Source organism: Leptodesmis sp., assembly GCF_052746595.1.
The window spans coordinates 19,902-42,931 of sequence record NZ_JBRAGO010000015.1; the positions used below are offsets into that span (position 1 = coordinate 19,902).

The following is a 23,030-nucleotide window of genomic DNA, read 5'->3' on the forward strand; positions in this document are numbered from 1 at the left end:
CGGTGAGTAGTCTACTCGTTGGTGGTGCCAGCACTACAAGAATTACTCGACATTCGCTCAACGATTTGGTTCCTGGTGGACTCTGCACAGATTCCCTTTACAGGTATGTTTAAAGATCCCTAGTTTGGGGCGAATCCTTTTTTTAGCACCAGATCCCCTTTATAGTGATCTGTGTGAAGCGTCTCTCGGCTGCAAAGCATTGAACCCAGCAACAATTTTTCTTTTTTAGGGAAGACTGTTGCTTCAAGAAGAATCCGATCTTCAGGCTGTCAAGCGGTAGCGTGAGGAAACGCGCCATCGTCTTAGAAAAATTTTTGACCTAATCAGCAAAGCACATTATCTCATGGGTAACACAACGGCACACCAGGACAGTCATCAATTTCAAGTCAACGGAGGGTTTCAGGGGCAACGCTGGCTGGTCGAAGAGCGGGATGCCTGTGGGGTAGGATTTATTGCAACCCCCAAAGCGAATGCCAGTCATGATCTGGTAGAAAAAGCGCTGGCAGCGGTGACCTGTTTAGAACATCGAGGCGGCTGTAGTGCCGACCAGGACTCTGGCGATGGTGCAGGGATTATGACAGCGATTCCCTGGGATCTGTTCAGCCAGTGGTTTAGGGCAAACAATATCCCATTTACCAATCCAGAGCACATTGCGGTAGGCATGGTATTTTTGCCGCAGGAAAGCGAAATGGCAGCGATCGCCCGTCAACTTCTGGAGCAAACGCTCGCGGAGGAAGGAGTGGCGGTACTCGGTTGGCGCACGGTTCCGGTGCGTCCAGAAGTTTTGGGAATCCAGGCGCGGGCAAACCAGCCCCAGATTGAGCAGATCTTTGTGCGCTCCGAGAAGCCAGGAGATGAGATCGAGCGGCAACTGTATCTGGTGCGGAAGCGAGTGCTGCAGGCAGTTGAAGCCAAAGCTAAAACAGCGGGCAATCCCCAAGCCTTTGAAAATTTCTACATTTGTTCTTTCTCCTGCCGCACGATCGTTTACAAAGGCATGGTGCGATCGGCCGTTTTGGGCGAGTTTTACACCGATTTACGCCATCCTGACTACAAGAGTTCTTTCGCCGTCTACCACCGTCGCTTCAGTACCAACACTATGCCGAAGTGGCCGCTGGCTCAACCAATGCGGCTGCTGGGACACAACGGTGAAATTAATACGCTGCTGGGCAATATCAACTGGATGATGGCACGGCAGGCGGATCTGGCCCATCCCTGCTGGGGCGATCGCTTACCGGATTTAATGCCCACCGTCCGTGCCGAAAACAGCGATTCCGCTAACCTGGACAATGTGCTTGAACTGCTGGTGCGATCGGGCCGCAGTCCTCAGGAATCGCTGATGATTATGGTGCCAGAGGCCTACAAAAACCAGCCAGATCTGGCGGATCATCCTGAAATTATCGACTTTTACGAATACTACAGCGGTCTGCAGGAACCCTGGGATGGCCCTGCGTTGCTGGTGTTCAGTGATGGCAAAGTGGTGGGAGCGACACTCGATCGCAATGGGCTGCGCCCGGCCCGCTATGTCATCACCCGTGATGGCTATATTGTGGTTGCCTCCGAAGCAGGAGTCGTCGATATTCCTGAAGCCGAAATTATGGAAAAGGGTCGCTTAGGCCCAGGTCAGATGATTTCCGTCGATCTGGAAACCCATGAACTGCTCAAGAATTGGGACATCAAGCAGCGGGTTGCCAGTGCTAAACCCTATGGGCAATGGCTGAAGCAGCATCGCTATGAATTGCAACCCCAAACGACAACAGAAGCCACACCGAAGATGGCTAAGGAGGCTCTACTGCGCTGTCAAACCGCTTTTGGGTATACAGCAGAAGATGTGGAAATGATTATTCAGGAGATGGCCGCTCAGGGGAAAGAGCCAACTTTCTGTATGGGTGATGACATTCCTCTGGCCGTGCTGTCCGAAAAACCTCACCTGCTGTACGACTATTTCAAACAGCGCTTTGCTCAGGTAACGAATCCAGCGATCGATCCTTACCGGGAACGGTTGGTGATGTCCCTCTCCATCCAACTGGGAGAGCGGGGCAACATCCTGGAAGAAAAACCAGAATTTGCTCACTTATTGAAACTGGAGTCCCCAGTTCTGAATGACCCTGAACTGGAACAGGTGCGGCAGTCAGGATTTGCCACTGCCGATTTATCAACTCTGTTTGCGATTGCCAGCGGCCCGGATGGATTACACCAGGCGGTCAAGGAGTTGTGCCAAAAGGCGGCAGCCGCTGTACGTGATGGGAAGAAGATTCTGATTCTGAGCGACCGGGTTGCCGCTGATGGTAGTCCGGCTCTTATCAGTGCTGAATACAGCTACATTCCACCCCTATTGGCTGTAGGAGCCGTGCACCATCACCTGATTCGTCAGGGATTGCGAATGAAAGCTTCGCTAGTGGTGGATACAGCTCAATGCTGGAGTACACACCATTTTGCCTGCCTGACTGGCTTTGGAGCCAGTGCTGTGTGTCCCTACCTAGCCTTGGAAACCGTGCGGCAGTGGTGGGCAGATCCCAGAACTCAAAGCTTCATGGAGCGAGGCAAGCTGAAAGCTATTTCCCTGGAGACGGCTGAGATTAACTACCGCAAGTCGATCGCAGATGGCCTGCTGAAGATTCTGTCCAAGATGGGGATTTCTCTGCTGTCCAGCTATCAGGGAGCGCAAATTTTTGAAGCGATCGGGATTGGTTCCGATCTTCTGTCGCTTGGCTTTATAGGCACTGCATCCCGTCTGGGTGGACTGACTGTGGCTGACCTGGCCCATGAAATCCTTTCCATCCACAGTCGGGCATTCCCGGAACTGACGATTAAGAAGCTGGAAAACTTTGGCTTCGTTAACTATCGCCCCGGTGGGGAATATCACATCAACAGCCCGGAAATGTCTAAGTACCTGCATAAGGCCGTAGAGGAAAAGTCCTACGACCATTACAAACTGTATAAGCAGTACATGGAAAATCGCCCCCTAACTGCTCTCCGGGACTTATTGGACTTCAAGAGCGATCGCCCCTCGATTCCCCTGGAAGAGGTGGAGCCCGCTACGGAGGTTGTCAAGCGCTTTTGTACCGGGGGCATGTCTCTCGGTGCCCTTTCCCGTGAGGCTCACGAGACATTGGCGATCGCGATGAACCGACTGGGCGGCAGATCCAATTCCGGTGAAGGCGGTGAGGATCCAATTCGGTTTAAGCCCCTGACCGATGTAGATAGCGCCGGGCTGTCTCCCACCCTGCCCCATTTGAAAGGACTGAAAAATGGTGACACCGCCAGTTCTGCGATTAAGCAAATTGCCTCTGGTCGGTTTGGGGTAACTCCAGAGTACTTGATGAATGCCCAGCAACTGGAAATCAAGCTAGCTCAGGGCGCGAAACCCGGTGAAGGGGGGCAACTTCCTGGCACCAAGGTGAGTCCTTACATTGCCATGCTGCGGCGTTCTAAACCGGGAGTAACCCTGATTTCGCCCCCTCCCCATCACGACATTTATTCGATCGAAGATCTGGCCCAGTTGATCTTCGACCTGCACCAGATTAATCCTCAGGCTCAGGTATCCGTGAAACTGGTGGCAGAAGTGGGGATTGGGACAATTGCCGCTGGAGTTGCCAAAGCCAATGCCGACATTATTCAAATTTCGGGACACGAAGGCGGCACTGGAGCTTCTCCCTTGAGTTCCATCAAACATGCGGGTAGCCCCTGGGAATTGGGGTTAACCGAAGTTCACCGAGTGCTGATGCAAAATCAACTGCGCGATCGGGTCATCTTGCGGGTAGACGGTGGTTTAAGAACCGGATGGGATGTGATGATGGCAGCGCTCATGGGCGGCGAAGAGTTCGGCTTTGGCTCGATCGCCATGATCGCGGAGGGTTGCATTATGGCCCGCATCTGCCACACCAACAATTGCCCCGTTGGAGTGGCCAGCCAGAAAGAGGAACTGCGGAAACGCTTTACCGGCATTCCCGAATATGTGGTGAATTTCTTCCTGTTCGTGGCGGAAGAAGTACGATCGCTCCTGGCTCGACTGGGATACCGCACCCTGAATGAAGTGATTGGTCGCGCCGATCTGTTGAAACTCCGGGAAGGGGTCAAACTCGCTAAAACCCAAAGCTTGAACCTGGATTGTTTGACCAAGCTACCGGATACTCGCAGCGATCGCTCCTGGCTGATCCATGAAGAGGTGCATAGCAATGGCCCTGTCCTGGATGATGAGCTACTGGCCGACCCCGACATTCAAGCGGCGATCGCCCAGCAGGGAAATGTCACCAAAGCTGTGAAGGTTGTCAATACCGATCGCACGATCGGTGCCCGGTTAGCTGGAGCAATCGCCAAGCAATACGGCAACAACGGGTTCAGTGGCCAAATTACACTCAACTGCACTGGAGCCGTGGGTCAGAGCTTTGGAGCCTTTAACCTACCCGGTCTGACCCTCAGACTGGAGGGAGAAGCCAACGACTACGTAGGTAAAGGGATGCATGGAGGCGAAATTATCATCGTGCCTCCTGCTGATGCAACCTATAAGCCGTCGGAGAATGTCATTCTTGGCAACACCTGTCTCTACGGCGCCACAGGCGGTACGCTGTATGCGGCGGGGCAGGCGGGAGAACGGTTTGGAGTCCGCAACTCTCAGGCCAAGGCCGTGATTGAAGGGGCAGGGGATCACTGCTGCGAGTACATGACCGGGGGCGTGATTGTGGTGCTGGGTAAAACAGGCCGCAATGTGGGAGCCGGAATGACGGGTGGACTGGCGTACTTCCTGGATGAAGATGGCAGTTTCCAGATCAAGGTCAACCCAGAGAATGCTAAACCGCAACGGATTGTGTCTCCCGTTGGGGAACAGCAGTTGAAGGATCTGATCCAAACCCATTACGATCGCACCCGCAGTCCCAAAGCGAAACAGATTCTGGAGCACTGGTCCGAATACCTGCCCAAATTCTGGCAACTGGTTCCTGCGTCTGAGAAAGATTCTCCTGAAGTCAATCCAGAAACCGCAGCAGACCGGGTCTTGAGTCCAGCGATTTAGTCTAATGAGGACTACTATGTACGGTTAGTTTTGCCAAGTTCAATCCTTGGGGGACAGCCCCCGCCCCCCGAATTCAGGAGACGGCTGCGTCCCCCGAACCCCCTCCAGAAAGGATTGATTGTAGGCGTAAAGGTCTATGGTATATCGAGGCTAGAGTGATCAAAGATGTATATCCACTGCAGGCTTCCCAGGAGAGGTGAGCCATGTTGCAACGGATTGTTGTCAATCCGACTCAAATTGTGCCGCCCGTGGTTCATTTCACCGCTGAACAACGGCATTATTTGAGTCGGGTTCTGCGCCTACGGGAGGGCGATCGCGTGATTGTGATGGATGGTCAGGGTTATTCCTGGCTTGTGCAACTGGTTCATCCTTCCCACGCAGACCTGCAAGCCGAAATTCTGGAGGCGATCGCAGGCCAAACCGAACTTCCGATCTCGATCACTCTGGTCATGGCCCTGCCGAAAGGTAATGCCTTTGACGAGGTAGTCCGGCAGGTGACGGAATTGGGAGTGAGTTGCATTACTCCAGTGATCAGCGATCGCACCCTGCTCCATCCCAGCCCTCAAAAACTGGAACGCTGGCGACGCATTGCCCAGGAAGCCGCCGAACAATCCGAACGGCAAATCGTCCCCACCATTCAGGAACCCATTCCTTTTCAGGAACACCTCAAAACCTTACCCCCTTCCGAACTAACCCACTCCCCTCACTACCTCTGCGTCACCCGCTACCCTGCCCCTCACCTATTCAATTGTTTACAACACACGATCCCGCATCTCCCCCACTCCCCACCCTCCACATCCTTCCTCTCCATCGCGATCGGCCCTGAAGGAGGTTGGACAGATTCTGAAGTTGAGCAAGCGATCGCTACAGGTTACCAACCCGTCTCTCTCGGCGATCGCATTCTCCGTGCTGTTACTGCCCCAGTTGTTGCCCTTTCATTAATCGCCGCAGTTCTGGAAAAATAGTCCCTCTCAAGATCCTCGACTTGTGCTGGAGTGGAAACTGGGGATGGCAAAGTCTCAAAAGAGCCACCAATGCTTGAGCCATCCATCATTGGAAGCATGTTAACTAGCGGGCTAAAGGCACCAAGGCGGCCTTGGTTTGAACCGTCTGAAGGTACTGAAGCTACTTGAGTCCCAGCTCATCTTCAGCCACTTTGAAGTCTTTTCCTGTTTCTTCTACCTCGAAGGTGTGCCATCATCTGGATTGCTAACTATTGCTAACTATTTTGTCGCGATCGCCAGCTTAACTCCCGGAATCTGCCGCAGTTGATCCATGATAGCTACCACTTGACCGTGGCTTACTTGCTGGTCGGCGTTAATAATGACCAATTGTGAACCGCTTCCCGATAAAGCGCGAACGCGGGATTGCAAGTCGTTCAGTTGAATGGGCTGTTGGTTGAGACGAAGATTTCCCCTAGCATCAACAGTAACTGTCAATTTGCTGGAACGTTGGTCTTGAGCGGTTGTGGCTTTGGGCAGGTTAACGGGTAAGCCGGTTGATCGCGTCAGGAACAGGGAAGACATGATGAAAAATGTCAGAATGGCAAAAATCACATCGATCATCGGCACGATGTTGATCTGAAACGGCAGATCGGGTTCTTCAGGTAGACGCATAGGGGGTAACTCCTTGCTGTTCCGAGCGACGACGGTAGAGCAATTCCAGCTGTCCACCATATTCTTGAATCAAGGCGACTTGCCGTAAATACAGCCCCCGGAAGGTATTGGCAAACAGCAGCGTGAAGATGGCAACCGCCAGACCAGAAGCGGTAGAAATCAGGGCTTCACTCACGCCAGCGCTTACACTGACTGTATTACTGCCGCCAATATCTCCCACTTTTAGTGAGGCGAAGGATTGGATCAAACCCAAAACGGTACCCAGTAAACCCAGTAGGGGAGAGAGGCTAATAATCGTTTCAAAGACGGTGTTAAATCGTTTCAGTAAGGGGATTTCTGCTTGAGCGGCACTTTCCAGAGCCAGACGAAATTCTTCAGGGTTTGGACGATCGAGTTCCAGAGCTGCCAAAAAAATCCGTGCCATGGGTAAATCGAGGTTTTCCTGCAACCTCAGAAACGCAGTTTGAGGATTGCGCTTATAGAGGGCCAGCACATCTCGTACCAGTCGATCCTGACGGTGGGCAACTCGCATCCAAAAGGCAATTCGTTCAATAATTAATGCTACGGCCAGAATGGAGAAGCCGAGCAGGGGCAACATCACCACCCCGCCTGAAGCAAACCAATTTCCAAGCTCCATAGTGGCTTTTAGAACGCTACAGGATCAGGCACCTAAAACATCCAGATAGTGTATCAGGTGATGCAACCTGTCAAGAGTACCGATGGGCGAAGTAGCAGAATTCAGAAAGTGTCCTACTGACTTTCCCCAAAGAGAGACAAATCGGCCTTGAGAAAATCAATAAATTGGCGGGCCGTTCGTCCAGAGCGACCATTATGTTGGGTTGCCCACTGGAGTGCCTGAAAGTCCAGATCCGATTCAGGTAAATCAATTCCGGCTTGCTGGGCCAGATGGTGGACGATTTGTAGATAGCTGGCCTGGTTTGGGGGTTCAAAGGTCAAGGTGAGACCAAAGCGATCGCTAAACGACAGCTTTTCCTGTACCGTATCCCAGGCGTGAACTTCATCACTGTCTTTAGGGCAGGGCCGATCGCCAAAAAACTCCCGGATTAAATGCCGCCGATTCGACGTTGCATAGACTACAACATTTTGCGGACGGGCCGTTAAGTTGCCTTCCAAAACGACTTTCAAGGCTTTAAAGGTGTCCTCATCTTCCTCGAAGGACAGATCATCCACAAAAATGATAAACTTTTGGGGAAGTTCTCGCAGTTGGTCAGCGATCGCAGGCAAATCGCGTAAATCTGACTTACCGACCTCAATCAACCGTAAGCCTGCCTCTCCATACTCATGTAACAATGCCTTCACCAGGGAAGACTTTCCCGATCCCCGACTGCCATAAAGCAAGACATGCAAAGCTGGATAGCCCGCCAGCAGAAATTCGGTATTTTTTAACAATGCCTCTCGCTGTGCCTCGTACCCAACTAGGTGGGTTAGTTGCACCGGATCCGGGTAAGGAATTCCCACCAGATGGCCCGACTGCCAGCGCAAGGCTCGATATTCTGAAACAATACCTGTGCCATGAGTACGGTAATAGCGGGCCAGAGGTTCCACAAGCATTTGCCAGTCTTGAGACTGTTGAAACCATTCCCAGGGAGAACCTGGCTGTGGGTGAGAGTCAGTTTGCCAGATTGATGGCGACGGAACCAGGCAGGTTGTAGCAATCCAGGTGCTCAGTCGCAAACTGTTGCAATCCGCCAGATGCTGCAACCCTTGCAAATCCTGGCGAGCCGCGTTAACCAGGGGTTCAGGTAGCTCAGACCGATCCCAGCAACTAGCCTGTCGGGTAAATGGATTGTCATCCCGCAGAATGCGAGTGACTAAATGCTCTGCCCAGTCCTGATTGCAATTGGCCAGATGGTTAAACCAGCCGCTGTATGCTCGCAAACACTCTAGATGGGCCGCAGGATCGGGAGTGGTGGACTGCTCAACCTGATGGATAGCCTGGAGTAGGTGTAAAAAAGACTGTCCAACTTCATTCTCTAAAACCGATTGATACAAGAGGAGAGAGGTGGCATCACGAAGCAGAGAATAGGCTAAAGCAGGGGAAGTTGCCATATCAATTTTTACTTCAATCGACTGGAGAACCTGGCTCCACGATATTGCATTTGTCGCTCGAGGGCGTGGTGCTTGGCAAATTTAGGAATATCACCTGTGTGCCCCATCAAGATGAGAGTGTCGCCTTCGGTTAGAGGCTCGTCAGGTTTGGGACGAATAATAGTAGACCCATCGGCTTTGCGCAGTGCAACTACGATAAAGGTGCCTTTTCCCTGAATTTCCACACTCTCAATAGTTGCTCCTAAGAGGTTGGAACTGGCGGTAATCATCAATTCATCTACCTGAATATCCAATTGGGACAGCAATTCATTCAGGGTAGCCCGTCCGCTATCCTTGTCTAAAAATTCCAGGGCTGCCGGATGGGTAATCATGTGAGCCATTCGCAATGCCCCGATCGCGGCTGGAGAAACCACGCGATCGGCTCCGGCCTGGATCAGTTTTCTTTCTGTTGAAGGGTATTCTCCCCGCGACAAAATAAACAGATTGGGATTCAGGCTCCGAGCCGTAAGGGTAATAAATACATTGGCGGCATTGTCTGGCAGCACGGTAGCTAGATACTTGGCACGATGAATGCCAACGGACTCCAAAACATTTTCATCCATAGCGCTACCCAGACGGACGAGATATCCCTTGGCTTCGGCAGCAGCAACGCGTTGACTGTCATTGTCAATTAAGACAAACACTTGTCCTGCTTCATCCATCTTGCGAGCCAGAATTTGGCCAATCCGTCCATAACCACAGATAATGACATGATCCGTCAGGGTGTCAATTTCCCGCATCATTCGCCTTACCCCTAATGCCCGCTTGACTTTGCCCTCAGTAATCATCTGCAGGAAGCCGCCCAGAATGTAGGCTACAGAAGTGCATCCGGCAATGATAACAAACATGGTGAAAACTCTTAACTGAGGGGGCATTGGCCCCATCTCACCAAAGCCAACCCCGAACGCCATAATCACTACCATGTAAAGCGCATCCAGCAGGTTCCAACCTGCTAGCAGATACCCAGTTACAGCAATCACCAGGGTGAGCGATAAAAAAGCTCCTCCCATCAACATTCGTCTCAGTGAGCTTTTCATGCCGCGATCGCCCTATTGCATAGAATGCTGTACCAATTACCCACCAGTAGCCTGCATACAGAGATGAATAGACTCCCCTTCCCAGACCGATGATGCGGCTACATCCGGTCATGAAAGGTATTAGATGTTACAAATTTCTGATATTTAAACAACGATCGTTTTCTCGCTGGACTTGGTTGAGACAAACCTTGTCCAAGTCCAGAACCGAAGTTTGTCTGATCGGAAAACGACTGTTCTCTAGCTGAACCCGATTGAGATAGCTTATCCGCAAACACAGATGGCTGATCGATACAAATCAACAATTTTGTCCACCACCTGTTCAACAGTCAAGTCATCAGTATTCAGTTCGATCGCATCATCGGCCTTCCGTAGGGGAGCCAGCGCACGAGTGCTGTCTTTGCGATCGCGCTCCTGAATTGCTTGCTCCAACTCACCCAGACTGATATCGGCGATCCCTTGAGTCTGCAGGTCCTTCTGACGACGGCGTGCCCGCTCCTGCACCGAGGCCGTTAAAAAGATTTTCAACTCCGCATCCGGAAAGACATAGGTACCAATGTCCCGTCCCTCAACCACAATCCCCCCCTGCTGGCCATACCGTTGCTGTTGCCGCACCAGCGCCTCCCTTACAGCAGGTTGAGTCGCGATCGCCGAAACCTGCGAGGTCACCTCCAAACTCCGAATGGCCTGCGTCACTTCTTGCCCATTAATCCAGATGGAAGGGGAAGGTGGAAGGTGGAAGGTGGAAGGTGGAAGGTTGACCTGATCTCCGATTCCCGATTCCCGATTCCTAATCTCCGATCCCCGTTCCCTAAACTCAATCTCACATCGGCTGACTAATTCTGCAATCTCCGGTTGATCTTCAATGCTGATGCCGGACTGCAGGACGAGCCAGGTGAGTGCCCGATACATGGCTCCCGTATCCAGGTAGAACAAACCCAGTGTTGCAGCAACCCGCCGAGCCACGGTAGACTTGCCGGCTCCGGCTGGCCCATCGATCGCCACAATTGGTTGGCGGTTGATTAACAGAATATTATCAATCAGGCGGGTAGAACCCAGGCGAGCGGCCACAGCCAGCAAACCAGCATTTTGCACTTCAGTTAAAGGCTCCATAGTCATGGGGTGAACAAGTTCAATATATTCAGGGGCGATCGCAGGCACTGTTTTTAATACCTCCTTAACCGCCTCAATCAGGGTACTACTCAAACGCTCTCCGGATTGAAAAAGTTTGTCTGCATTTTTCAGGCCTTGATAAATCGAGGCGGCTTGCTGCTGTTCCTCAGCCGTCAGATAACGATTTCGTGAACTTATCGCCAGACCACTGGCTTCCCGCACGATCGGACAGCCGACAATTTCCACCGGTAAATTCAGATCTGCGACCATTTTCCGGATGACCGCCAATTGTTGAGCATCTTTCTGCCCAAAGTAAGCCCGTTGCGGCTGCACAATATTCAACAATTTGGTAACGATCGTCGCCACTCCCTGAAAATGCCCCACTCGCGTGCGACCACATAAACTAGAGATCATCCCAGAGGGAGGAAGCACCTGAGTCACGGGAATGGTGTGGTGTAGGGTGTGGGGTGTGGGGTGGCTTTCCCCATCTTCCCTACCTTCTCCATTTCCCCCACGCCTTCTCTCCGCCACTCCCATCTCTATCGCATCCGGAACAAATAAAGCATCCACACCTGCGGCTTCGCACAACACACTATCCTGTTCCAAAGTGCGGGGATAGCGTTGAAAGTCCTCATTGGGGCCAAATTGCAGCGGGTTCACGAAAATGCTGACGACCACAATTTTATTTTCTCGTCGTGCTCGTCGAATCAAGCTTAAATGTCCGTTGTGGAGTGCCCCCATAGTCGGCACTAAACCAACATCCAGCGGCAGGATTAAGGCAGGATTTTCACCGACAGCAATTTCCTTTAGCTGGGGCGAGCTAAAGCGGTGCAACTCCAGGTAGGAGCGTAACCCTGCGATCGTGGTGAACAGTCGCACTGATTTTTCCTGGCAAACATCCTAATAAACTGTAGCGAGATTCCTACTCCGGTTGCCAGTCGAATTCCAGAGAAAGGTTAAAATTCGTTGGATTCAGCAGGTGATTAACTTGAAGAGTCTGGTTGAGAAGAGCGATCGCCAGCCTGACGTTCATCTCAGGCATTGATGCGTTCCAGCTATTGCCTAAGACATCCTACCGCTCTGGCCTGGTTATCTTAGCCAAGGGGATTCCCAGCCATCCCTGAAAATACTGTTCTTGCTTGCGGGAAGGCCGCTCTACTGGAACTAATTGATAACGATTGGGGCGGGGCTGGGAGAGGGTCACTGAGGCCGATCGCAATTCATCCTGGTGGAAAAAGGTGCATTGAATGGTATCACCGGGCCGGAAGTCACGCAGGCGTTCTTGCAACTGGTCGGCATTGACCCGAATTCCGTTAATCGCTAATAGCTCGTCCCCCATGTCGATTCCAGCCATCTGGGCAGGAGACTCACTTTCCACAAACTTGATCACATCCCGGTTATTTTCTGTTTTCAGCGTCAAACCCAGATAGGGAACGCTCTCGTCCCCGTCTCCAACCAGCCTTAACCCAAAGGGCTGCAAATACTCATCAAAGGGCAATTCTTCCGTGCTGTGCAGGGCGAGATCGAAGAAATCGGAAAGGTCACAGCCTGAGATCGCTTCAATTACCTGCTGCAACTGCTCGGATGTGAACCCAATTTCTGGCTTGCCAAACTGTTCCCACATCTGACGCATCACATCATCCAGCGATCGCTGATGGTTGTGCCGCTCCCGGATCAGCAAATCTAGCAGCAGAGACACCATTTCGCCCTTCAGATAGTAAGACATCTGGGTGTTGGGGCTGTTGGCATCCTGGCGGTAGAGCTTAATCCAGGCATCAAAGCTGGATTCAGCCAGCGGCTGTACTTTCCGTCCAGGAGTAGTCAGGAATCGGGTGATTTCCTTACTCAGGGCAGACAGGTAAGTTTGAGCATCATACACACCTGCCCGGTAAGGAATAAGCAAGTCGTAATAACTCGTGGTTCCTTCACTGAACCAGAGGGACGGCGTATAGTTTTCTTGATCGTAATCAAAAGATTCTAAAGCTTGCGGTCGAATCCGCTTGACATTCCACAGATGGAAAAATTCATGGGCGACTAACTGGATGAAGCGATCGTATTTGTCCTTATTGCGGAACCCAAAGCGCTGATAGATCAAGGAGCAGCTATTTTTATGCTCTAAACCGCCAAATCCCTGGCCAGCAAGGTGAAGCAAAAACACATAGCGGTCGTAGGGCAAGCCTCCAAACAGATCAGCTTCTGTTTGAATCACTTTTTGCATATCCGCGATCAAACGCTCTGGCTCAAGATTACCCTCACCCCAGACGACCAGTTGATGGGGTTTGCCCATAGCCTCAAACTCAAACACAGTATGATGACCGATCTCAAAGGGGCTATCCACCAGCGTATCGAAATTCTTAGCAATAAAGGTATTTACCTCTCCGGCCACTGGTGGTAGAGCCGTCACAATTTGCCACTCCGGTTTTGGGGGGGAGATCGTCACTTGCACTGGATAAAGCTCATAGCCCGGAATGTAGAAGAACAGAGCAGCCCCATTGAAGTAACCATGAGTACCATCTAAATGGTTGGTTCGCACAGTCAACTCGTTGGCATAAATGCGGTATCGGATAGTGACCTCATCTGCTCCCTGGGAATTTACCTGCCAGTGGTTTTTTCCCACCTTCTGCCAGCTTAAAGGAGCGCCCATCTGCCCATCTACAGCTGTAAAATCTTGCAAATGTCGAGCATATTCCCGAACCAAGTAAGAGCCTGGAGTCCAGACGGGCATTTTCAGATTGAGGCGATCGCTTTGCCATCCCCGCACCGTCAATGTGATTTCGAACAGGTGATTTTCGGGGTGGGGCATTGCTACTTGATAGTGCAGTTGCAAGCCGGGTGCAGAGGGCAGAGGATGATCTGGTGAATCTTTTAACTCGGAGCCTGGTCTGAAATTTTCCCAGGGGGCAAATTGAGCGTCCTGTTCTCCCCCAAACGCTTCACGATTCATACTGATATTTGCTCCTTTACGATGCGGACCTGCCCTTTCCCCAGTCTCACACCTTACTCGCCAAATTGACCAACTGCTTCATATTGACGAGATAAAGTGCCTGTTTGGCCGGATCGATTGTAATCCATCCCTTACTTTCTAACTTCTCCATAATCTTGGAGGTTTCTTCAACTCCGATACCACTCACATCCGCCAGATCTTGAGCCGGAATATTAAAGATTTCAGTGCCATTGGGTGTATGCTGACCATAGTTTTCGCCCAGGGACACCAGGCTATTCGCAAGTTTTATAGCAGGCGGTTGGTGTTGGAGTTGGAAGCGTAAGTTGGTTTGACGTAGCCGACGCACCATGAGCTGCAACATACGATGGTGCAGTTGTGGGTCTTTGAAAAGAGTTTGAATAAATCGTTGGGCCGAAATGCTAAGTAGCTTAACGGCAGACATTGCAATCACATCGGTTGAACGGGGAGATTCATCTAAGATGGCCATTTCGCCAAAGAAGTCGCCCTTACCCAAAATTGCCAAAGTGACGACTTTATCTTCACCTATCCCGGATAATCGCCGCACTTTCACCCAACCGGAGACAATAAAATAAACCGCATTGCCCCAGGCATCTTCCATCAGCACCGCTCGCCCCGCTGGATACTCATGTTCAACAGCAGCGGCCAGCAACCACGATAATGTTTCTGTATTGGCGGCAGCTAGTAGCGGAAACAGTTCACTAAATGCTTCAGTCTGCATGAATATTATTGAAGGTAGGACGATGAACAAGGAACTGTATTGCAGAACCCCAGGAGGATGCCATACAAAACGATTCTTTTGAGGATTTCCACTGTAATCATCCCCAAAAGCAGCGAGTGATAAATCCCCTTGAGACAATAAATAGTTTCCTTACTCCAAAATACTAGCAACTATGGCAACTCCAATGAGCAGGCTATAAGGCTAAAACCCTATAACGATCGCCCTCGCCAAAGCGATCGTGCCAACTGATGGTTGATAGCATTTTGGATGTGGGATGGGCGATTTTGGATTGAGATCGGGTGGATAGGGAATAGTGGATGGTGGGTCATGAATAGCGGTATGAGATTGTGGGGGTCAGGAAAGGGAATGAAACATTCAACGGCTATTTTGCCACCGTTTTTGGTGCTGGATTCCCTATTGCAAAACTGGTTGCTGGAAGATATTGGACGGGGCGATCGCACAACGCAAGCTCTCTTTCCGGCCAGCGCTCAAGTTGGTCAGGCTCAATGGCTGATCAAAGAATCTGGTCTGGTCGCTGGATTGCCGATTGCTGCCCGGGTCTTCCATCTGCTCAATCATCAGGTTTCCTTCCAGCCCACGGTTGAAGAAGGGCAATGGTGCGAGCAAGGACAGCCGATCGCCACGCTAACAGGCCCCATGGATGCCTTATTAATGGCAGAGCGCGTCGCCCTAAATCTGGCCATGCGGCTGAGTGGAATTGCAACCCTGACTCGTAAGTATGTGGATTTAATTGACGACTTGCCGTGCCAATTGGTGGATACTCGTAAAACTACACCGGGTTTGCGATTGCTGGAGAAGTATGCCACGCAGGTTGGCGGAGCGGTCAACCATCGCCTGGGCCTGGATGATGCAGTAATGATTAAGGACAATCACATTGCAGCAGCGGGAGGAATTGGGGCGGCGATCGCTCAGGTGCGTGCCCATATGCCCTATCCCCTGACCATTGAAGTGGAAACCGAAACTCTGCAGATGGTGGATGAAGCCTTACAGCATGGGGCCGATATCATCATGCTGGATAATATGTCCCTGGAGATGATGCAACAGGCGGTGCAACGGATTCGGCAGACCAATGAACGGATCAAGATTGAAGCTTCCGGCAATATTACCCTGGATACAATTCGGGCTGTGGCTGAAACAGGAGTAGATTACATTTCCAGCAGTGCCCCTGTAACGCGATCGTCCTGGTTAGATTTAAGTATGCGCTTCGTCTAAGGCGATTTCCTAAACAGTTGTTACCCACAAATCGTAGAGACGTGGCATGCGGTAGTTTCCCTCTGGTAAAAGACGAAAACCCAGGAAAGGTGGAAGAGTGAGATGATGAGATGATAGGAGAGTGAGCGGATGAGCAAGATGGCAGAGGCAAAGGGATAATGAAAGGGTGGAAGTCACACCATCACTCCCTCTCATCATCGCGCTCCTTGCCAGCTATTCACTGTCCACGATCTACTGCGAACAATGAACTCGACGATCGCCCAGTTAAAAAACCAGTTTCAGCATGCGCTAGTCGCCGCCTTTGGAGAGGACTTTGGCAACGCCGATCCGATGTTGATGCCAACCAGTAATCCCAAGTTTGGGGATTTTCAGTCCAATGTGGCAATGTCTCTGGCAAAACCATTGGGGAAGTCTCCCCGAGCGATCGCAGAACAAATTGTGCAACATCTCGCACTGGCAGATACATGTGAACCTCCTGCGATCGCAGGGCCGGGGTTCATCAACCTGACCTTGAAAGCGAGCTACCTGGAAAACCAACTGGCCCGCATGCAAACCGATCCTCGATTGGGAGTAGAGCCAGCCAAGAATCCGCAACGGGTGATTGTTGATTTCTCCAGTCCCAACATTGCCAAGGAAATGCATGTCGGCCATTTGCGATCGACCATCATTGGCGACTGTATTGCCCGAATTCTGGAATTTGAGGGTCACGATGTCTTACGCCTGAACCATGTCGGCGATTGGGGCACGCAGTTTGGGATGTTGATCACTTACCTGCGAGAAGTTGCTCCGGAGGCACTGACCACCGCAGACGCGATCGATTTGGGCGACCTGGTAGCCTTCTACAAAAAAGCTAAACAGCGGTTTGATGAAGATCCAGCCTTCCGGGAAGCCTCCCGGTTGGAAGTTGTTCAATTACAGTCAGGAGATGAGGATAGCCGTCGCGCTTGGCAACTGCTGTGTGACCAATCTCGTCGGGAATTTCAAGTGATTTACGATCTGCTGGATATCAATATCACGGAACGAGGAGAGTCTTTCTACAATCCTTTGCTACCGGATGTGGTAGCTGACTTGGAGAAGTTGGGGTTGCTGGAGCAAGATCAGGGCGCTAAATGTGTGTTTCTGGAAGGATTTACCAATAAGGAAGGAAATCCCCTGCCCCTGATTGTGCAAAAATCTGACGGCGGCTACAACTACGCCACAACGGATTTAGCTGCTTTGCGCTACCGCATACAGCAGGATCAAGCCAACCGAATTATTTACGTCACCGATGCCGGACAGGCTAACCACTTTGCTCAAGTCTTTCAGGTGGCGCGTCGGGCTGGATGGCTACCAGACGAAATTGATGTAGTTCACGTCCCCTTTGGTTTAGTACAGGGCGAGGATGGCAAAAAGCTGAAAACCCGATCGGGCGAAACCGTCCGCCTGCGAGATTTGCTGGATGAAGCGGTCGATCGCGCCCGTGCCGATTTAGAAGCCCGGATCCAGGAAGAGGGACGGCAGGAAACTCCAGAATTTATCAATCATGTCGCTCAAGTTGTGGGTATCAGTGCGGTTAAATATGCTGACTTGAGCCAGAACCGCACCAGTAATTACATTTTCAGCTTCGATAAAATGCTGGCTTTGCAAGGCAATACGGCACCCTATATGCTGTATGCCTATGTACGAGTGCAGGGCATCAGCCGCAAAGGTCAGATTGACTTTGAACAGTTGGGAGCGGATGCCAAAATTCTGCTGCAGGAAGACAGCGAATTTGTCTTAGCCAGACACCTGTTGCAACTGGATGAAATTGTGGATCAGGTGGGGCAGGAGTTATTCCCCAATCGGCTGTGTCAATACCTGTTTGAACTCAGCCAGAAATTCAACCAGTTCTACGATCGCTGCCCCGTCCTGCAAGCCGAAGAACCCCTGCGCACCTCCCGCCTCGCCCTCTGTGACTTGACTGCCCGCACACTCAAACTAGGGCTTTCCCTGCTAGGGATTCCGACGTTAGAAAGAATGTAGCCTGTTTCCTAGATCTGCGATTTCTGCCAGGTCTTTCTTAGTCGCTATCAGTCCCCCGCCTAAAAATCGGCGATCTGAGGCACTCCCAAGCAACCAACTTTTTCGGTTTATTCGTTGAACGAGGCAGGCAAGTATCAAGTGAAGCAATTCCGAGATGAGCAGCGGGTTGAGTCACTCGTCTTTCCCGAATTGCAACTGAGTCTGGATCAAATTCTGGCAGCGGTTGGTGGCAAGGTGTAGCCTAGACAGGCTGTAATACCTCGATAGCGGTTAACCCTTGTCTGCTTCCCGGATTAAATCGCTCCAAATGGCAATAATGGTGAAGACAGCCGCGATCGCGATCGCTAAGCCTTTACTGTGAGTACTGAACAGTGCCGTTAGGCCCAAAATCACCAAAGCCGGCAGTTTGGTTTTGACGAAAGACTGACCAACATTTTGCAAGTCGTTCCAGAGGGACTGACGCTCGATCGCACTGCAATTACCCAACAAATGCCCCACAATCTGCCCCGTGGAAAGCAACAGGTACAGGCGGCTGCGAGTTGCAGGGTAATAATCAGGATTGAGACTCAAGGCTTGATTGAAACTGGCGATTGCCCCTTCAAACTGACCTAATCGCCGTAGTACCAGTCCTCGCTGATGCCAGAGTTGATAGTTATCCGGTTGCAGTTCTAAAGCATGGTCATAACTGATCACGGCTTCTTCATAACGGCGCAATTTCTGTAACGAAGCCGCTTGTTGAGTCCACATCTCTGGGTCGGTAGAGTTCAGTTGTAAAGCACTATCGCGGCTATCAACTTCCTGTTCCCATTGGTCTAATCTTGCCAGCACGATCGCCTTTAAGTTCCAGGTTTGGTAGTCATTTGGGTCTAGCTCCAACACCCTATCCAAACATTGCAGCCCTTCGTTATCGCGTTGCAGATCAAACAGTAAATTAGCTTGCGCTTTCCAGGTCGAGCAGTCGTCAGGATCCAGTTCCAGAGCCGTTCCATAACTACTTAAAGCCGCCTCATCCTGTCCCAACCGCCGCAAACTCTGCCCCCGTCGCTTCCAAGACTCTGCATCGTCCGGCACCAGGCTTAATACCTTGTCATAACTGACGATTGCGTCCTCGTACCGTTCCAGGGCCGCAAAAATTTTTCCTCGTTGACGCCACGCTAGGGCATGCTCCGGTTGTAGCTGCACTACCGTTTCATAGCTGGCCAGCGCCGCAATCTTCTGATTGAGCTTTTCTAAGGACAGCCCCCGGTTATACCAGGCAGTATGAAAGGTTGGCAGACTTTGAATGGCCCGGTCGTAACTGGCCACCGCCTCCTCGTAGCGCCCCAGACGATGCAAAGCAATGCCTCGATGATTCCAGGCCGAATGCCCCGTAGGACAAATCTCCAGAGCACGATCGCAGTGCTCAATCGCGTCCTCGTACTGGCCCAGTTGCTTTGAGGCATCCGCCCGATCACACCAGACTTGATATTCGACCTCTGAAAAATCGTCGGTTTGGCTCATAGATGGTCACGCCAAGATAGTAGACTGACGAAGGAAGAAGTTTGAATAGCTTTAAGTTTTAAGCTCTCAATTTTGAGTTAGCAGAAGGTAAGTTCCAACTCAAAACTTAAAACTTAGAACTTAGAACTTAGAACTTCCCCACTACTGTCCATTGATATTGAGAAACTATGTCTGTAGATCTAGATCCGGTAACGCTGAGTAAAAAGCAGGTTGGAGAAGCGGCTGCAGCGATGGTGCAGTCAGGTTCTATTGTAGGACTGGGAACCGGGTCAACGGCAGCATTTATGATTCAAGCCTTGGGTGCTCGCCTGCGCTCCGGCGAGTTGCAAGATATTCGAGGAATTACCACCTCGTTTCAGGGAGAAGTGCTGGCGCGGGAGTGCGGCATTCCTTTAACCAGTCTAGATGTGGTGGATGCGATCGATATTGCGATCGATGGGGCCGATGAAGTGGATCCCAACCTGAATCTGATTAAAGGCGGTGGAGCGGCTCATTTTCAAGAAAAACTGGTGGAATCCTTTGCTAGACAATTTGTTGTGATTGTGGATAGCGGCAAACTAGTGGAAAAACTCAATCTCAACTTTTTATTACCAGTGGAAGTCGTGCCTAAAGCGTTGAATCCAGTTGCGATCGCCATTGAAAAATTGGGCGGCCAACCCACGTTACGAATGGGTGTTAAGAAAGCAGGTCCAGTGGTTACCGATCAGGGCAACTTAATTCTAGATGTAAAATTTCCCAACGGTATCGATAATCCTGCTGAACTGGAGCAAACCCTCAACAATATTCCCGGTGTACTGGAAAATGGCCTGTTTGTTGGTATGACCGATCTGGTTTTGGTGGGTGAAGTCGTAGATGGTAAGCCTAATGTCCGGGAAATCAGGAAATAGGGTTTAACGCCTACCATGGGGAAAAACTCAAGGGGGTTCTATGTCTCAGGGCACTGTTCCAGGGCCAATTCTTCACCTCGTGAACCCCAAGTGAGAACTCATTCTGCTCCCAAACGGGCTATGCAGTAAATCGCCGAGGAGGAACACCAACGGGCAGAACAGGAATGTCAACGCGCAGAAGTTGCCAAGTAAGTGAGAAGTTGAGCGGATGAGAGCACGGTTGCGATCGCAGGGAATTGAACCAGGAAATGAATGAATAGGAGATAGTGGATAGTGAATGGTGTTTAATCTGTTCCCTCCTATGCAATATCGACGGTTTGGCCGAACTGAACTGCAAATGCCTGTGTTTTCCTGCGGCGGGATGCGCTATCAATACAAGTGGCAGGATGTTCCCCTGTCGGAAGTACCAGCGGATAATCAGGCCAATTTAGCAGCCACGATTCGGCGATCGCTGGAAGTTGGCATTAATCACATTGAGACAGCTCGCGGCTACGGTAGTTCTGAGATGCAATTGGGTCAGATTTTGCCGACTCTACCTCGTGAGAAGCTAATCGTTCAAACCAAGGTAGCTCCGACGGCTGATCCTCAAGAATTTCGCAGCCACTTAGAAACCTCCCTGAACTACTTAAAGCTAGACACAGTTGATTTATTGGGACTGCATGGCATTAATACGGCTGAGATTCTGGAATGGGCCATTCGTCCGGGCGGCTGTCTGGAGGTGGCCCAGGAGTTTCAGCGGCAGGGACGGATTCGGTTTATTGGCTTTTCTACCCACGCCTCTACTAACGTGATTATTCAAGCTTGCGAGACAGGGCAATTCGACTATGTGAACCTGCACTGGTATTACATCAATCAGCGCAACTGGGATGCGATCGCTGCTGCCACCCGTCAGGATATGGGCGTTTTTATCATCAGCCCCTCTGACAAAGGCGGAATGCTTTACAACCCACCGCAACGATTGGTAGATCTTTGTGCGCCACTTAGTCCGATCGTATTTAATGACTTGTTCTGTCTCAGTCATCCCCAGGTACATACCTTGAGTGTGGGAGCAGCCCGTCCCCAGGATTTTGATGAGCATTTGAAGGCATTGAATAATCTCGATCACGCCGAGGCAATTCTGGCTCCGATTCAGCAGCGCTTGGAGCAGGAAGCGATCGCGCGTTTAGGGCAAGACTGGTACACCACCTGGGAGGTGGGTTTACCTGCACCAGAAGTCATGCCGGGAGGCTTCAATGTTCGCACCATTCTGTGGTTGTGGAATCTGGCGACTGCCTATGACCTGATCGAGTTTGCCAAAGTCCGTTACAACATGCTGGGACAGGCCAGCCACTGGTTTCCTGGGGTGAAAGTGGATCAGATCGACATGGATGAGATTAAGCCATTCCTGAAAAACAGTCCCCATGCTGACAAAATTCCCACGATTTTACAGGAGGCTCACAAATTGCTGGGCAGTGAAGATGTGAAGCGATTGTCTCAGCAGTAATATCCTTAGTTCCTGTCTGGGTGATTGCCATGACTTCTTCCCCTGCATCCTTCAATCGAATTGGCCTGTCGATTCCGCCGCTGGAAAATGGCGATCGTCTGACTCACCTGGAGTTTGAACACCGCTATACAGCTATGCCTGACCTGAAAAAGGCCGAACTGATAGAAGGAATCGTTTACATGGCTTCTCCCCTCCGCTTTGAACCCCACACTGAACCTCATGGCGATGTAATCGGTTGGCTCTGGAGTTATAAAGTTGCCACTCCAAACGTCCGATTGGGAGACAATCCAACGGTTCGCCTGGATTTAGACAATGAACCTCAACCCGATGCGGTTTTGTTCATCGATGCTAGTACCGGTGGTCAGTCTTACATTGGGGCAGATGGCTATAAAGACAAGACCCACGATCGCAGCAACTCATTCACCTGATCGGGGACTTCATCGTGGGGACAGTGACCTGCCCGCAGATAGTATTCCGTCAATTGAGGATGGTAGTGACGAAACTTGGCACCCCGTTCTCTGGCATTAATCCAGGGATCGGCTTCGCCCCACAGCATTAGCAGGGGGCAGGTAAGTTGGCCAAGTAGAACATCCACTTTTTCTCCCTGAGGAGTGCGGAAGACAGAGGCAAACACCTTGGGCGCACCCGGATCACAGGAGGGCTGATAGATTTCTTCCACTAGCCGATCGGTCACGGCACTTTGATCCAGATACACCTTTTCCAGGGTTTTGCGAATCATCGGCTTTTGTCGCACATATTGAAACAGCAAAAAGCTGGCCCAGTCCTGCTGGAATAGGGTTCTCACCACACTGCCCATCACCGCTCGCACTGGATCGGGTTTAGTTGTGCCCTGAATATCGGTAAAGGGGCCAGCACTGTTAATCAGTACCAATCCAACAGCAGATTGAGGCCGTTGAGCCGCCACGCAAAGGGCCGCATAACCACCCAGCGAATTGCCGGCCAGCACCACAGGTTGACCAATTACCTCCGTAATGAAATCATGTAGCTGATCGCGCCAGACGTCGCCACTGTAGGGAATCTCCGGTTTTGCCGATCGGCCAAAGCCCAGCAAATCAATCGCCCACACTTCAAAGTCCTGGCTTAACCCAGCAACGTTTTTGCGCCAGTGGTCGGTGGAGGCCCCGAAGCCGTGGATCAACAACAAAGGAGGACGATCGAGCCGTCGTTCTCCTGCTTTCACGTAATAAATCGATTGTTGCCGCCATTGCCAGAAGTGACCGGGAACCGCCGCGATCGTATCGAGAGCCTGCATCTGCTTAACACTGATAAACCCGCCTTAGATATTGTATCGTGGCACTTTGAGCCTTCATAGATACAAGTTTAGCTGAATTATTTCCAG

The 23,030-nt window shown here is 51.2% G+C and carries 16 protein-coding genes; 7 read left to right on the plus strand and 9 right to left on the minus strand.

Annotation, left to right across the window (positions count from 1 at the left end):
• The first annotated feature begins 343 nt into the window (after positions 1–343).
• Entirely contained in the window at positions 344–5,011 is a 4,668-nt protein-coding gene (gltB, locus tag ACUVQO_RS05155) for a glutamate synthase large subunit (RefSeq protein ID WP_445924818.1), read from the plus strand.
• Between the two features lie 203 nt (positions 5,012–5,214).
• Positions 5,215–5,976 (plus strand): 16S rRNA (uracil(1498)-N(3))-methyltransferase, encoded by a 762-nt coding sequence (locus ACUVQO_RS05160; RefSeq protein ID WP_445924819.1) that lies wholly within the window; start codon positions 5,215–5,217, stop codon positions 5,974–5,976.
• A 258-nt stretch (positions 5,977–6,234) separates the two neighbouring features.
• Here the strand turns inward: ACUVQO_RS05160 and ACUVQO_RS05165 are convergent, their stop codons facing one another.
• From ACUVQO_RS05165 to ACUVQO_RS05195, 7 genes are all read right to left on the minus strand, one after another.
• Positions 6,235–6,627, minus strand: a complete 393-nt coding sequence (locus ACUVQO_RS05165) for an ExbD/TolR family protein (RefSeq protein ID WP_445924820.1) — start codon at positions 6,625–6,627, stop codon at positions 6,235–6,237.
• The gene (locus ACUVQO_RS05170) at positions 6,614–7,264 is read right to left on the minus strand and encodes a MotA/TolQ/ExbB proton channel family protein (protein ID WP_445924821.1); all 651 of its coding nucleotides are present in this window, start codon (positions 7,262–7,264) and stop codon (positions 6,614–6,616) included. Before ACUVQO_RS05170 ends, ACUVQO_RS05165 begins: the two co-directional genes overlap by 14 nt.
• Before the next feature lie 113 nt (positions 7,265–7,377).
• Entirely contained in the window at positions 7,378–8,697 is a 1,320-nt protein-coding gene (locus ACUVQO_RS05175; protein ID WP_445924822.1) for an ATP-binding protein, read from the minus strand.
• An 8-nt stretch (positions 8,698–8,705) separates the two neighbouring features.
• Positions 8,706–9,773, minus strand: a complete 1,068-nt coding sequence (locus ACUVQO_RS05180) for a potassium channel family protein (RefSeq protein WP_445924823.1) — start codon at positions 9,771–9,773, stop codon at positions 8,706–8,708.
• A 261-nt stretch (positions 9,774–10,034) separates the two neighbouring features.
• A complete protein-coding gene (locus ACUVQO_RS05185) occupies positions 10,035–11,762 on the minus strand; it encodes a bifunctional pantoate--beta-alanine ligase/(d)CMP kinase (protein WP_445924824.1) in 1,728 nt (575 codons plus the stop codon).
• A gap of 193 nt (positions 11,763–11,955) precedes the next feature.
• Entirely contained in the window at positions 11,956–13,827 is a 1,872-nt protein-coding gene (locus tag ACUVQO_RS05190; RefSeq protein ID WP_445924825.1) for a M61 family metallopeptidase, read from the minus strand.
• Between the two features lie 46 nt (positions 13,828–13,873).
• Entirely contained in the window at positions 13,874–14,566 is a 693-nt protein-coding gene (locus ACUVQO_RS05195) for a Crp/Fnr family transcriptional regulator (RefSeq protein WP_445924826.1), read from the minus strand.
• 366 nt (positions 14,567–14,932) lie between these two features.
• Here ACUVQO_RS05195 and nadC point away from each other — a divergent pair, with 366 nt between their 5' ends.
• Together nadC and argS are read left to right on the plus strand one after the other, a co-directional pair.
• Positions 14,933–15,799, plus strand: a complete 867-nt coding sequence (gene nadC, locus ACUVQO_RS05200) for a carboxylating nicotinate-nucleotide diphosphorylase (RefSeq protein ID WP_445924827.1) — start codon at positions 14,933–14,935, stop codon at positions 15,797–15,799.
• 243 nt (positions 15,800–16,042) lie between these two features.
• Positions 16,043–17,800 carry an arginine--tRNA ligase gene (argS, locus tag ACUVQO_RS05205; protein WP_445924828.1) on the plus strand — a complete coding sequence of 586 codons (1,758 nt, stop codon included), beginning with the start codon at positions 16,043–16,045 and terminating at the stop codon, positions 17,798–17,800.
• Between the two features lie 270 nt (positions 17,801–18,070).
• Here the strand turns inward: argS and ACUVQO_RS05210 are convergent, their stop codons facing one another.
• Positions 18,071–19,300 (minus strand): tetratricopeptide repeat protein, encoded by a 1,230-nt coding sequence (locus tag ACUVQO_RS05210; protein ID WP_445924829.1) that lies wholly within the window; start codon positions 19,298–19,300, stop codon positions 18,071–18,073.
• Positions 19,301–19,467: 167 nt separating this feature from the next.
• Here ACUVQO_RS05210 and rpiA point away from each other — a divergent pair, with 167 nt between their 5' ends.
• The 3 genes from rpiA (at position 19,468) to ACUVQO_RS05225 (ending at position 22,098) form a co-directional block, all read left to right on the plus strand.
• Positions 19,468–20,187, plus strand: a complete 720-nt coding sequence (gene rpiA / locus ACUVQO_RS05215; protein ID WP_445924830.1) for a ribose-5-phosphate isomerase RpiA — start codon at positions 19,468–19,470, stop codon at positions 20,185–20,187.
• A gap of 301 nt (positions 20,188–20,488) precedes the next feature.
• The gene (locus tag ACUVQO_RS05220) at positions 20,489–21,670 is read left to right on the plus strand and encodes an aldo/keto reductase (RefSeq protein ID WP_445924831.1); all 1,182 of its coding nucleotides are present in this window, start codon (positions 20,489–20,491) and stop codon (positions 21,668–21,670) included.
• Positions 21,671–21,699: 29 nt separating this feature from the next.
• Positions 21,700–22,098 (plus strand): Uma2 family endonuclease, encoded by a 399-nt coding sequence (locus ACUVQO_RS05225; RefSeq protein WP_445924832.1) that lies wholly within the window; start codon positions 21,700–21,702, stop codon positions 22,096–22,098.
• Here ACUVQO_RS05225 and ACUVQO_RS05230 read toward each other — a convergent pair.
• Positions 22,056–22,943, minus strand: a complete 888-nt coding sequence (locus tag ACUVQO_RS05230; RefSeq protein WP_445924833.1) for an alpha/beta fold hydrolase — start codon at positions 22,941–22,943, stop codon at positions 22,056–22,058. The two genes, ACUVQO_RS05225 and ACUVQO_RS05230, sit on opposite strands and share 43 nt — an antisense overlap.
• Positions 22,944–23,030 lie beyond the last annotated feature (87 nt).